20 protein-coding genes, 1 tRNA gene and 1 pseudogene are annotated in these 12,258 nt (G+C 40.5%); 6 read left to right on the plus strand and 16 right to left on the minus strand.

Features of this window, described 5'->3' with window-relative positions; all coding sequences use genetic code 11:
* Nucleotide 1: 1 nt before the first annotated feature.
* The 6 genes from LM917_RS00615 to LM917_RS00640 all read left to right on the plus strand — a co-directional run bounded on the left by LM917_RS00615 (nucleotide 2) and on the right by LM917_RS00640 (nucleotide 4,104).
* Nucleotides 2-649: an SdpI family protein gene (locus tag LM917_RS00615; RefSeq protein ID WP_232695456.1), complete on the plus strand. Its 648-nt coding sequence runs from the start codon at nucleotides 2-4 to the stop codon at nucleotides 647-649.
* 216 nt (nucleotides 650-865) lie between these two features.
* On the plus strand, nucleotides 866-1,270 hold the full coding sequence (locus tag LM917_RS00620; protein ID WP_232695457.1) for a DUF2871 domain-containing protein: 405 nt from the start codon (nucleotides 866-868) through the stop codon (nucleotides 1,268-1,270).
* A 186-nt stretch (nucleotides 1,271-1,456) separates the two neighbouring features.
* Nucleotides 1,457-1,894: a LytTR family DNA-binding domain-containing protein gene (locus tag LM917_RS00625; protein WP_232695458.1), complete on the plus strand. Its 438-nt coding sequence runs from the start codon at nucleotides 1,457-1,459 to the stop codon at nucleotides 1,892-1,894.
* 14 nt (nucleotides 1,895-1,908) lie between these two features.
* Nucleotides 1,909-2,343 (plus strand): DUF3021 domain-containing protein, encoded by a 435-nt coding sequence (locus tag LM917_RS00630; protein WP_232695459.1) that lies wholly within the window; start codon nucleotides 1,909-1,911, stop codon nucleotides 2,341-2,343.
* The gene (locus LM917_RS00635) at nucleotides 2,336-3,250 is read left to right on the plus strand and encodes an ABC transporter ATP-binding protein (RefSeq protein ID WP_232695460.1); all 915 of its coding nucleotides are present in this window, start codon (nucleotides 2,336-2,338) and stop codon (nucleotides 3,248-3,250) included. Before LM917_RS00630 ends, LM917_RS00635 begins: the two co-directional genes overlap by 8 nt.
* On the plus strand, nucleotides 3,250-4,104 hold the full coding sequence (locus LM917_RS00640) for an ABC transporter permease (protein WP_232695461.1): 855 nt from the start codon (nucleotides 3,250-3,252) through the stop codon (nucleotides 4,102-4,104). Before LM917_RS00635 ends, LM917_RS00640 begins: the two co-directional genes overlap by 1 nt.
* Before the next feature lie 86 nt (nucleotides 4,105-4,190).
* Here LM917_RS00640 and LM917_RS00645 read toward each other — a convergent pair.
* The 16 genes and pseudogenes from LM917_RS00645 to LM917_RS00720 all read right to left on the minus strand — a co-directional run.
* A pseudogene (locus tag LM917_RS00645) lies at nucleotides 4,191-4,367 on the minus strand (amidohydrolase family protein); the annotation flags it as partial.
* Nucleotides 4,368-4,427: 60 nt separating this feature from the next.
* Nucleotides 4,428-4,516 (minus strand) — tRNA-Ser (locus LM917_RS00650).
* 175 nt (nucleotides 4,517-4,691) lie between these two features.
* Nucleotides 4,692-5,228 (minus strand): hypothetical protein, encoded by a 537-nt coding sequence (locus LM917_RS00655; RefSeq protein WP_232695463.1) that lies wholly within the window; start codon nucleotides 5,226-5,228, stop codon nucleotides 4,692-4,694.
* A 121-nt stretch (nucleotides 5,229-5,349) separates the two neighbouring features.
* A complete protein-coding gene (locus LM917_RS00660; RefSeq protein ID WP_232695464.1) occupies nucleotides 5,350-5,550 on the minus strand; it encodes a hypothetical protein in 201 nt (66 codons plus the stop codon).
* Nucleotides 5,547-6,257 (minus strand): N-acetylmuramoyl-L-alanine amidase family protein, encoded by a 711-nt coding sequence (locus tag LM917_RS00665; protein WP_232695465.1) that lies wholly within the window; start codon nucleotides 6,255-6,257, stop codon nucleotides 5,547-5,549. The genes LM917_RS00660 and LM917_RS00665 overlap by 4 nt, the downstream gene beginning before the upstream one ends.
* Nucleotides 6,258-6,304: 47 nt before the next feature.
* On the minus strand, nucleotides 6,305-6,505 hold the full coding sequence (locus tag LM917_RS00670) for a BhlA/UviB family holin-like peptide (protein ID WP_232695466.1): 201 nt from the start codon (nucleotides 6,503-6,505) through the stop codon (nucleotides 6,305-6,307).
* A 293-nt stretch (nucleotides 6,506-6,798) separates the two neighbouring features.
* Nucleotides 6,799-6,942, minus strand: coding sequence for an XkdX family protein (locus LM917_RS00675; RefSeq protein WP_232695467.1), 144 nt, complete (start codon nucleotides 6,940-6,942; stop codon nucleotides 6,799-6,801).
* A complete protein-coding gene (locus LM917_RS00680; protein ID WP_444876682.1) occupies nucleotides 6,942-7,142 on the minus strand; it encodes a hypothetical protein in 201 nt (66 codons plus the stop codon). Before LM917_RS00680 ends, LM917_RS00675 begins: the two co-directional genes overlap by 1 nt.
* The gene (locus tag LM917_RS24595) at nucleotides 7,139-8,599 is read right to left on the minus strand and encodes an Ig-like domain-containing protein (RefSeq protein ID WP_232695468.1); all 1,461 of its coding nucleotides are present in this window, start codon (nucleotides 8,597-8,599) and stop codon (nucleotides 7,139-7,141) included. The genes LM917_RS00680 and LM917_RS24595 overlap by 4 nt, the downstream gene beginning before the upstream one ends.
* A gap of 67 nt (nucleotides 8,600-8,666) precedes the next feature.
* Nucleotides 8,667-8,939 (minus strand): hypothetical protein, encoded by a 273-nt coding sequence (locus tag LM917_RS00690; protein ID WP_232695469.1) that lies wholly within the window; start codon nucleotides 8,937-8,939, stop codon nucleotides 8,667-8,669.
* A gap of 2 nt (nucleotides 8,940-8,941) precedes the next feature.
* Nucleotides 8,942-9,220: a hypothetical protein gene (locus LM917_RS00695; protein ID WP_232695470.1), complete on the minus strand. Its 279-nt coding sequence runs from the start codon at nucleotides 9,218-9,220 to the stop codon at nucleotides 8,942-8,944.
* A complete protein-coding gene (locus tag LM917_RS00700) occupies nucleotides 9,220-9,807 on the minus strand; it encodes a putative phage tail protein (RefSeq protein ID WP_232695471.1) in 588 nt (195 codons plus the stop codon). The genes LM917_RS00695 and LM917_RS00700 overlap by 1 nt, the downstream gene beginning before the upstream one ends.
* On the minus strand, nucleotides 9,804-10,631 hold the full coding sequence (locus LM917_RS00705; protein ID WP_232695472.1) for a baseplate J/gp47 family protein: 828 nt from the start codon (nucleotides 10,629-10,631) through the stop codon (nucleotides 9,804-9,806). The genes LM917_RS00700 and LM917_RS00705 overlap by 4 nt, the downstream gene beginning before the upstream one ends.
* Entirely contained in the window at nucleotides 10,619-11,038 is a 420-nt protein-coding gene (locus LM917_RS00710; RefSeq protein ID WP_373688748.1) for a DUF2634 domain-containing protein, read from the minus strand. Before LM917_RS00710 ends, LM917_RS00705 begins: the two co-directional genes overlap by 13 nt.
* Before the next feature lie 9 nt (nucleotides 11,039-11,047).
* On the minus strand, nucleotides 11,048-11,302 hold the full coding sequence (locus LM917_RS00715) for a hypothetical protein (protein WP_232695474.1): 255 nt from the start codon (nucleotides 11,300-11,302) through the stop codon (nucleotides 11,048-11,050).
* A 3-nt stretch (nucleotides 11,303-11,305) separates the two neighbouring features.
* Nucleotides 11,306-12,253: an XkdQ/YqbQ family protein gene (locus LM917_RS00720; protein ID WP_232695475.1), complete on the minus strand. Its 948-nt coding sequence runs from the start codon at nucleotides 12,251-12,253 to the stop codon at nucleotides 11,306-11,308.
* Nucleotides 12,254-12,258: the final 5 nt, after the last annotated feature.

The following is a 12,258-nucleotide window of genomic DNA, read 5'->3' on the forward strand; positions in this document are numbered from 1 at the left end:
GATGAAACAACATCTTTTTTTTCTAGCGACATTAGCAGCAAGTTTATTACTCGGTTTTGCCAGCATACCATATCTTCCGGATCAGGTTGCCATTCACTGGGGGCCGTCCGGAGTAGCAGATGGGTTTACATCCAAATGGTTTGCTATCTTGTTATTCCCGATAATTTTGGTCGTTTTACAGCTCTTACTCACCTTTCTACCAAATAAGAAAGGAAAAAATGATACCCAATCTGCATCTTACTCTGACCGTACAATAAGCTTGGTTCAACAGTTAATTATGCTCTTTGTGCTTGTCATGCACATCTTGATAATTGCTGAAAACATCTGGGGTAGCTTCTCAATGGGAAATATGATCATATTATTGCTTGGCTGTTTATTCATCATAATAGGCAATTACATGCCCCGGCTCAAAATGAACTCCTACATGGGTATACGTACACCTTGGTCATTTAAAAATGAATGGGTTTGGAAAAAAACTCAACAAGCTGGCGGCAAGATATTTTTCACTGGTGGAGTATTATTACTGATCCTCTCCATCTTCATTTCGGAAAGCATGATCTGGATTGGTCTTCCGGTATTGTTACTTGTGATTATTTTATCCGTATGGATCAGCTATTTTTATTCAAATAAATATGAAGATCAAAACTAAAACCATACAATAACCATTCGCTCTAAGCATGTGCCAATCTTGGTATAAGCTTAGGGCATTTTTTTATGCAGATTAGTTATTCTATTTGTAACACTTTGTTCATCTAACGGTCATATTCATTTGTTAAAATTGTTCTTATATAAAAAGAATTACATAGATACTCAGTTTTAACAAAAGGTCAGTTATTACCTATCATTGTAGATTGGAGGGTTTGTCATGAAAGAAAAAAGCTTATATTACACCTCATTTTTTTATGCGATTGCAGGATTACTTTCCGGGATTTTTTACCGAGAATTTACTAAGGTGAATGAATTTGAAGGAGTTACAATCTTAAAAGGAACGCACACGCATCTTCTTGTATTGGGCTTCATGTTTTTCCTGATTGTTTTAATTCTGGCTAAGTTATTTGCCGTAAATGAGGTTCGCTCTTTTACATTATGGTTCATCGTCTATAATGCGGGTTTAGTATTAACTCTTGTTACTATGTATGTGCGTGGAATTGCTCAAGTACAGGGCTTCGATATTAACGGCTTAAATCACTTTGCGGGACTTGGACATGCCGTTCTTGGGGCAGGAATAATCTGGTTCATGTTTATGTTAGGCAAGAAACTGCAAAAGTAAGCAATCGAACAACGTACAATTTCACTGAAACTGATGACAAAAAAAGCAGGGATATCCTGCTTTTTTTTGCATGTTACCTACCTTTTTAAGCAACTTACCTCGACAAGAATTGTAATGAAAACGGTATGCGTGTTAGTGTATATTCATCAAGTGGAACAATCTAGATTAAGGAAGGAAGTGAAATCCTTGAGATTAATTATTGACCAATCACTTGAATATAAGGAAGTGGAAATCACGATTAAATGTGGTTTAATGGATGCCCATTTAGAAAATTTGATTGCCCAAATCAGACTTTACTCCTTTTCTATTACAGGGAAAAAAGAAGGGCGTAGCTACATCATTCGTTTTGAAGATGTGTTCTACATAGAATCAATTGATGATAAGACCTTCGTTTATTGTGAAAAAGAGATATTTGAGTGTGAGCTTAAACTATATGAACTTGAGCACCAACTGCTAGCCACCAGCTTTGTGCGGATTAGTAAATCATGCATCATAAATACAACAAAAGTTTCTAATGTTCGTGCCCTGCTGAACGGAAAATTTGAAGCTGAGCTAACGAACAAAGAAAAAGTGATAATTAATCGTCATTATGTGCAGTCATTTAAACAAAAATTTAATACATAAAGGAGGCAATCCTTTTGTTTAAACTAAAACATTATCTTACTACCTCTTGTATTTCGTTCACCTTGCTCATTTTGATTTTTTCAATTTTGGATATCATTAATGTTTTCCCTCCTATTACTGCATATTCTGTTTTTCAAATTTTTTTCATGACCTCCTGTATCACAGTTTTGATGTACTTCACAGATAAAATCCCTGTAAAAAACAATCTGATGATGATTGCCATTCATTTATCAGACATTCTATTTGTTGTTCTTACAGTGGGATTGCTCATGAACATGTTTGTACTATCGAAAACAAATCTATTGGCAATCTGTATCATAATCCTTTTGGTTTATTTCGGAGTATATAGTGTTGTCATGATCAAAAATCATGTTGATGCCAATTATATTAACAAAAAAATTCATTCACGCAAGCAGCAAACTGGCAAAGGAGATACTGAACATGAATAAAATCATTCAGGTTTCAGAGCTTACAAAATCATATGGCAATGTACATGCAGTAAAGGGCATCAATTTTTATGTGGAACAAGGTACTCTCTTCGCCTTTTTAGGAGAAAACGGCGCTGGTAAATCAACTACCATCGACATTATTTCTACCTTATTAAAGCCTAACAGCGGAAACGTACTAATCGATGGTTTCACTCTGGGTAAAGAGGATAATCAGATACGCAGTAGTATCGGAATCGTCTTTCAGGATAGCCTGCTCGATCCCCTGCTTACAGTGAAAGAAAACCTGGAGATTCGAGGTTCTTTTTATCAATTAAAACGTGCTGCACTTCAAATAGCAATAAAGCAGGCAGCGGAGATTGCGGATATTAACGAGTTTATTAATCGTCCTTATGGGAAGCTGTCAGGGGGCCAGCGTAGACGTGTTGATATAGCACGAGCACTTATTCATACACCCAAAATTTTGTTTCTTGATGAGCCGACAACTGGATTGGACCCTCAAACAAGAAAAAATGTATGGGATACGATTAAAAAATTGCAAAAAGAGACAGGAATGACTGTGTTTTTAACGACTCATTACATGGAGGAAGCTGCTCAGGCCGACTACATTACCATCATGGGGCATGGTGAAATCGTAGCAAAAGGTACTCCTCTTGAATTAAAAGAACGCTTTGCCACGGATTTGTTAAAAATCAAACCAATAGATGAAGCGGAGTTGTCCGAAACCCTAAACAGATTACATGTACCTTTTACTATTACCAATCACGTATTCCAAATACAGCTTCAACGCACGATAGATTCCATTGAAATAATTGAGAACTGTAAATCGAATATAGCTAATCTGGAAGTTATTAATGGCACCATGGACGATGTATTTATTCACGTCACGGGCAAGGGGGTTGAATCATAATGTTACCGATTGCGAAACGGAATCTGTTGATTTTTTTCCGGGATAAAAGCGCAGTATTTTTCTCATTATTAGCTGTATTTATCATTATTGGCTTATATGCACTGTTTCTAGGAGATAACCTGGTGAGAAGTGTAGGGAACATCGATGGTGGCAAAACGTTGATCATTAGTTGGGTGATGGCAGGTATACTAGCTGTGACATCGGTAACAACAACTATGGGCGCATTCGGCATTATGGTGGAAGACCGCTCTAAAATGCTCTTTAAGGATTTCTCTGCTTCACCAATGAAGAGGTCCGGTCTAGCTGGCGGATACATCGTAAGCTCCGTTATTATCGGAATCATTATGAGTCTGGTCACTTTTATCCTTGCCGAGATCTACATCGTCAGCGTCGGTGGACAGATCTTATCCATCACAAACATGCTGAAGATATTTGCCCTTTTGATTTTATCAGTTCTTGCCAGCAGTTCAATGGTCTTTTTTATCGTCTCATTCTTCAAAAGTCAAAATGCTTTTTCGACCGCCAGTACCATCGTCGGAACGCTTATTGGTTTTCTGACTGGTATCTATCTTCCAATCGGACTACTTCCAGAAGCCGTTCAATTTTTTATCAAGATCTTCCCAATATCACACGCTGGCGCATTAATTCGTCAGGTATTGTTACAGCAGCCGATGGAAACCTCCTTCGCAAATGCTCCTGCCGAAGTAGTCGAAACATTCATGCTTGATATGGGAGTGGTATATCAATTTGGAGATTATACGATTGGTGTTGGTACTAGCGTAAGTATTCTCATTGTGACAACAATCCTGTTTTATGGATTATCTGTACTGAATATTTCCAGAAAATCTGCCTGATTAGATCCGTGGTTGTTCCTTACTTATTATCCAGCAAAAAAAGGAATCGTGGCCAATTGATACTGCCCACGATTCCGGGTATAAGACTATTTCTTTAGATTCATTTGCGGGTCAACATAAGTTTTCTTGCCTTCCACTACAGTTACAAGTACTTTTGCACTTTTAATTCCTGTTACTGGAATGTTGAACAGATTTTTGTCCAAGATGATAAAATCGGCTTTCTTACCTACTTCAATAGAACCTGTAAGATCATCCACGTTGCTTGGAGACACAAAAAAACCTGACAAACATGGGATGTTCATCAGGTTCATTATGTAAGGTAATGGCGGAGAGAGAGGGATTCGAACCCCCGTGACGTTGCCGCCTAACGGTTTTCAAGACCGCCCCGTTATGACCACTTCGGTATCTCTCCGTATATGTTGTTTGCTCAACAAAAATTAGTATACAATAAACATATATATTTAGCAAGAGTGAAATTACATTATTATTAAAGTTTTTTTACAGCGTATAAATGTAGGACAAAAAAAAGGCAGGTGCAAGAGAACGTTCCTCTCTTGTACCTGCCTGTATGGATGAATTATTCCTTGTTATCTTGCGCCTAAACGCGTTTCTGCTTCCCAAACCAATGCAAGAACTAGTACATAGGAGATGATTTGGAAGATAATCGCTACGAAGGTCAAAAGTCCAAAAAGAGATGCATTCGTCATCAACAACAGTAAGACAACAATGGCAGATGTGATCGTTGCCCACAAAAAAATTTTAAATCTGCTGGATGCATTCCTTTCAAGTGTAATATGTCCCTTCCGACTAGCCACTTTCTCTATTCCTTTACAAAGATTGTAGATGAAGTAGAGATGCAACACCAAATTAACATAAACAAACAGAATCGCTAGAAACCAATTGTTCGGATTAAATAAAGGGATGTATTCGAAAAGAGAGAGTATTGCTAACAGTATGATGTAATTCATGGCGTTTTTAAAGTGCATGTGATGAGATGACAATTGTTTAAGCCCAATAATTATTAAAATACAGCCTACCAGATCAGGAAGAATATCATACTGAACCAGTTTAAAATCCACAAATAATAGTATCAAACCCCAAAAAACGTACATGAAGCCCTTCATGCCGGTTCCTCCTTTTAGCCTTATGAAGTAACAAAATGCCTCTATTCATAAGATATGAGCAGTGACCTGCTTACATACTCCCTCGAATAAGGTGCTTAAGAAGAATCCTTTTTGCAGCAAATTAGAGGACTTTTGTCTGTTCCGTTTTTTTCCTGATCTGATTCCAGGTCGTAGCAAGTACGGTAGCAGCTGCGGCAACACCATTTGCAATTAGATTAATTTGCTCATTGGAAATTACCTCTAATCCAAAAGCCTCTGCGATCAATTTTGCAGATCCCAAAATTCCCACAATCATTACAGACAGATTGGCTGTCGGTTTCATGAGTGTTTCCCCCCCTTTCTCAGGCGATTTATCAGAGACAACGCCGCTCCCCACGTGATGGGTTGATCTAGTTCATGGCTATGATCATTCTTGAGAATACCGGCCTGAAATAACTCATCGTTCTCTTTTTTCGCCCAATGAACTTGCGCTACCGGTGCTGTATAAGAATGCTTAAAGAACTCACAAAATGCTTTGACTACTGCCTCCGCATATACATTACCATTCTTTTTCAGGAGTTCTGCATCTCGTGGATGATCGATAAAACCATACTCCACGATTACAGTCTCTACGCTACCCGTGTCCCGATGCATAAAAAAATAATCTCGACCGTCATTTCCCTTTTTGCTATAAGCTCGTCGGTATTTTAGGCCACATGCTGCGATGGCCTCAACTACTACCTTCGCTAACAGATCGGATGAAAAAACAGAGTGGATTGCCTCCACCCCTTCTCCACCGCCTGCATTAATATGATTGGAAATACAGTATTTTGCTCCGCTTGATTTTACAGCACTTGTTCTTTCTTTCGGTGTAAGAGTGCGGTCAGTCTCTCTCGTGAGAATCACAGGTATCCCTAATTGTTCAAACCGATTCTTTTGATACAGACTGATTTGAAGGGTAAGTTGTTTTTCTTGCATCCCATTGCCTACCGCTCCGGGATCTGTTCCTCCGTGGCCAGAATCAATCACTACAAGTGGTACTGCATTCATTACGTGTGTCATCCTTTCCTTTTCTAGCATAGATGCCATCTGTTCGTTTATTTATGAACTCGATTTTTTAAATCACGTAATTCAGAAATAATGAGATCATACTTATCACTAAATTTGTCCAACAAGTCTTGGAGTCGATTTTCACGTTCCTTGTTCGTTCGAATCACATAAAATAACAACCAAATAAAAAGGGCAGCATAAGGGCCCTGTTGCAACAAAAGCTTGAAGACACTTTCGTCTAATCCCATTTGGAACCTCCTTTAACTAGTTGGTTTCTTTAGAGGATGTTTTTCATGCGGTTTAGGAAGTAACTTTGCTCGGTTTAAATTTTTTGGTACAGGTAGAAAAAGCCTCTGGGGATACTTCCCAGAGGCTACTTGTAAGGGCATTGCTTTTTGTACTAATACGTTTAAATAAGAGATTATATAGGACCTTAGCTCTTCATTACCATTTCTGCTGCATCTACTGCGAAGTCTTCTCCCATTCTCCATTGAATGGTACTTTCATATCAAGGTTGATGTCGACAGTTATACTCTACATTCTATAGATCAAAATCTTGACCAGTTATTATTGTAAATTCTTCTCTTGTAATGTCCCCATAATGATTCTGTTCATGTCTGACCGCCAAGCATAACTGTTCGATTGTTACCCATTTCCATTCATAAGCTAGCTGCCAAAATTGCATTATTGACCCGCTCCCCTCAGCTGTATGATTTCCAGTTTTAACGCCGCAATTTCTTGCCCCATCGTTTTGATCATCTCTTCTTTTTGCATGAGATCCAGCTTCTGTAACGATAATTCCTGACCAATAGTAAGGAGTGGTAATTGGGAATCTTGTCGCTCCTTCTCAATTTGAGAAAGTGGTTTAGGTTTCATCAGAATCAATCGAATGCACCTCCGAATCCACGAACAATAACAGGAGAGCCTGCTGAATTTTTCTCGAATAACATTCGGACGTTTACCGCCCATTGTTCTGCGGTTTTTGTTGTGTTTGTGAACATATAGCCGCGGTTAAACTTTACGTTGTTTGTAGCATCTTCCCAAAATGGTTCAGCATCCTGCCCGTTGTTCGTTACTTCAACTTTGTATGTGGCTCCAGCCGGAATATCCGCATCAATGGTAATGAGAATACGCTTAGCTGCTATATCTGTCTGGAAAGGATTTTTTAATTGGTATGAAATTTTGTCTGCTGTTCTGGTGAAGGTGTAGCTACGTACCGAAGTAAGACCCTGACTGTCTGTAGCTTCAATCGTTAGCTTGTGTACATCTGTTAGCGAAAGGCGAATCCATTTTTCTTGTGGGATGGTAGCTGTGTATTCTTGTGATGCTACTCCAGCAAAACTACGGATGGTCTGGTTGTTTATTTTTTCTGTGATGGTAAAGGCGTTTTGCTCTGGGTCGGTCACCGAATAGGTTATGGTTGGTACTGTATTGATTGCTCCAAGATTGCTGTTTTGACCACTGACTAGTGGTGGGCGGTTGTGAATGACTCGGAAGGTGCGAATCGTTTCTGGTGATTTGCCTCCTTGGTCATCTTCTGCCCAGATTGTAATGGTGTGATCGGTGTTTTCTGGGAGATCGGTGCCTGTGATATCGACTGAGCCATCATGTAGGCGTTTGTTTTTATAGGTAAAGGTTTTTGCAAAAGAAAGAGGGCTCGTGCCATCCGAAATACCGGATGCGAGAGCCCTAGTCGTTCCATTGTTGATTTTGTATTTTGTTGTGATGACGTTGCTGTTATCTGAGTCTGAAGCGGAGCCTTCAATTCTTAATTCATTTCCTTCGGTCAATATCTGATTGTCAATAGGATTCGTAAGCGATACGGTAGGATTAGCATTGTCTATATACTCGACCGTAACTGTATAAGAGTAATAGTAAGCATAAGTTCTGGTGTCAGCAGTCCACACCGTTCCACTATAATGTCCCGTTGCGGTTACGCTATATATGCGACCGTAAGTTATTTCAGGATCCCACGTACAACTTCCATATGAAGTAGACTGTCTATATAGCGTGCCGCTATATCCCCCGCTATTATATGATACATTCTGTGGTAATTTTCCTGCACCAAGTGATTGTGCATCCGAACAACTTCCAAATGAATTACCAGTATCGGAACTGGTCGTGCTTGCTGTTTTTGATACAGGTGATGAACCGCCAGTTTGGACACGACGATCATAAGGTCGCCCTTTTAGATTAAACGTGATCTCTTCACCATCTACTGAGTAAGTAACCGTTCCTTTGTCAACCGTTACACTCTTAACTTGTTTTAGTTTCGAGATAGTTAACTTCTGTGTTTGTGTAGAACTTGTAGATTCTGGAAACTTATGTGTTAAAGTAGCCACGGTGTCCTCCCTCCTTTCATCGCAAACTGGCCGTTATCCGAAGACATCCACATTTTTCTAATCCCCATCAAACCACCACCCTCTTATTCTCCTCGTCATACCATCCCTCAACCAGCAACACATCATCCAACGTATGAAAATCCTCAAAAAACACATTATCCGTAAAGTTGTTAAACACGGCATCCTTCACTGTCTTCAAATCTATCAACAACCGGGAAATATCAATGGCATGCAGCTCTAGCAGCTTATGGGCATCATCAATTCCCTTTTCCCAGCGATTAATATCTGTCTCTGTCACTGGACTATCAGGAGTCCAATCCAGCTTTGCTTGGTACGGCATACTTACCGCTCTCCTCTCACATTCATTTCAAAGCGGAATTCTAGCGATTGGTCATCCAGAACGAATAGGTCTGCTGTTCGCTCTATAATAACCTGTCCTCGCTCATCTAGTAATTTCAACGAACTGACTCTCTCAATCCCGCGTACAGGCTCAGTGATTACAGTCAGTGTTGTCCCATTTTCAACGGAAGATCGAATTCTTACCGTCTGATTATTTACAATCAAGCTGGTCACTCGAGTGGCTAGATCATGTGTGACCCGTTCTAAATATGCTTGGTCCATCAAATCATCACCTCATTCTGGTATTTCATCGGTGTCATCCCTACTCGGAACTCTTTCACCATGTGATAACGTCTCTGTCTAACAAACACCATTTCGTCAATAACCACGCCTGCTTCAACCACAAGCTGTGGCATAAAAACATGCGGGACTCTTTTTCGTTTATGAATATCCTGCACCCAAGAGGCGATATCATAGACGGTATCAAGTGGAACAGCAATATAAAAAAAGCCTGTATCAGGCTCTTCCGTAATCTGAATCCGCTCTTCTCCTTTTTGAGTAACAAACAATTTGGTAATACTTCTCCCTAAAGCAGGCGTAAATGGATTACGCTCCCTGTACTTGGCGATGACTCGGGCACGTCTTGTCTCATATGAATCACCTAGCTTAGCTTTAACCTGGAACATATACTCCCAAAAAACAAGTCCCCATGTAGCTGTTGTAATACTCATCTGACGGTCTAGGTCCATTTTTTTAGCTCTCTGAAATTCTGTCTCTCCACCACCAGACTCATAGTGATAAAGTGCAGCCTTATTTTCATACCAATAGGGAGGTACCTGTTCCCTGTATCGCTCTGGAATCATGCTCATTGACTCGTCACCACCAGGCTCTTGATTACGGGAATGCTTGCAAATGGTATCTCTACATTGGCTTGCCCCCCGTTAAGCGTCACCTGTCCGTAATCCAGTACACCATCTACCTTAAAAAGACGATAAAGGTCAGAATAAACAATTTTTTTCGTCTGTTCTTGCACATAGGTACGGATATTTTTTTCTATTTCCAAAATATTTGCTTCAATAGAAACATCTGGCTCCCATACCGTGATCGTTCCCGTAATGGTAATCTCCAATATTTCGGAGGGCTTCACCACCAGTTTATCGTTCATGTGATGGCGATCTTCCCGTTGAAGATGTTGCAGGACTGTCGCAACCAGATCTTCTGAAGCAGGCAACCCGTTTTCACCAGTAATGGCAATATGCACGGTATTGGGTGCCTCTCCCCAAATGTAAGCTTCCCCTGCACCTGGCACTTCCTTTACCCATCTTGTGTAATCGTAGATAGCCCCACTTCCTTCTTCCTCAGAAGCTTTAGCAAGTAAGCGTTCTCGGTATGGTTTGTCTAACTCATTCTCTTTTCGTTTTAATCCGAGAAACACTCCCCAGGCATCGAGGAACTCTCCGTCTGACCAAGGTAAAAACCACTGCAAGAATTTATACTCATCCAATTGCTGTTGTTCCGATATTTCCTCTGCAAGTGGATACTGGAAATCATAAAAAATTTGCCCTTCTTCCGGTGAAGGAGGCGTATCTCCCCGTAAAGAAGCAAGTTCAACCGCACGATTATAGATTCGTTGATAGATTTCATCTGCTGATTCTCGTAAAATAGGCATTTCAGGCTTTTTTACTGTTGCCATGTATTTACCACCACCTTTGTTTTTCCGCGCACCCCTTCTATCGATACGAAGAAGGCTACTCGGTTCTCAACAAAGCGCACTTCTGATACCTCAGCACGCTCAATCTCTGGATGTGCTTCCAAGGCATCCTCAGCTTCTCGCTGAATCATGGAGAGGGAGACGTATTTGGGCACTTTTCCGATATGGTCAAAATAGTCCACACCCATTCGGTCACTGTATATCTGATATTGGAATCGTTTTGTATTTAAAATCTTTTTACAAACCTCCTCCAGATACTCAGCATAGCTAGAAGTGCGTATATATCGTCCATCTGCGCCCTGCATGAGTTGATTCGTTCCCCAATCAATACGGTATGTCCACGGCATTCGCAATTGTACCTCTTGATTCATCTCATCTTCTGTAATCACTGGAAACAATTATTTCACCTTCCCCAGCACCAGATATTGTCCATTGCTACAACGTGCTAATGCATAGGTAGCACCCACGTCGAGAACGGTGAACACTTCCCGATGAAAAAATACCAGATCCTTATCTGTTTCCTTCAAGGGAGCAGGATCTTCATGCAGCTTAAACACGACAGGAGAATAAACCTCTAGTGTGCCAAACTCAACCTGTGTGTCTGTGAAACCTTGCCTGGCTCCCTTCATGATTCGATTAATCGCATCATGCACCGTCTATCCTCTCCTTTCCAGTTGCAATTCCATCGTAAATTCCGTTCCTTTTCCACTTCCGCTACAGGATGTAACAATCCATTCCGTTAGATTGCCACTTTTCTCCTGAATCTTGATTTTCCAACCAGCACGCAACCGTAACAGGGAAGAATCTGAAAAACGGACAGATATTGCTCTTGTCTTCGGAATACGAGACAGCTCAGCCAGTTGTTTGGCAGCCATTGCAGATAGATTTTTCTCTTCTCCTGTATCAATAATCTTTTGCATTCTTCCAATCTGCTTAATTAGCTGAGCAGATTCCTTAGTGACACTTCCAGCTACTCGTTCGTCCTGGTATCGCTCGACCGTAATCACGGTATAAACCTCTTCGATTGACTCACCCAGAGAAGCTGATTCTAGTTGGTTAATCTGAAAAACGGGAATAAGCGAGTTATTCCCTTCTGCTAATACGGTAAGTACATCTCGTTCATGTTGAATAAAATAACGGATACCCGTCTTGTCATAGGCTTGTTCAACAAGGCTGGTAAAAAGTGAAGCGTATGATTGTGTACTCATTCGTTCCTTAACCGTAAAACCAAAAGAAGGACAGGAAAAGTTGATTCCTGCCCCCTTGATGAGACGTTCCAATTCCCTACCTGCATCCCCTTTTAGATAAGGACGACTTACTTCATTTTTTTGCAAATACCAGGATAATTCATAAGCTGTTGCGTGCAGATCATGTGTCTTTTCATCGCGATCCAGCTTGAGGATAGGTCCATGAAAAAATTGCTCTCTTGTTTTCATCTCCTTGGCAAAAAGCATCAGATAACCAGCTGCCTGCAAAGTAGGGGAGTCCGAAATCTGAATATCTGCTATCTGAGCAATTTGTCCACGTGAGGAAGACCAGTTTACACTGGTTACAAGAGGCGTAAGATCTATTCGTTCCTGTTCTTTTCCGTATACGACCTTCACGTTTC

It is taken from the genome of Brevibacillus daliensis (assembly GCF_021245735.1).
Lineage (GTDB): Bacteria > Bacillota > Bacilli > Brevibacillales > Brevibacillaceae > Brevibacillus_B > Brevibacillus_B daliensis.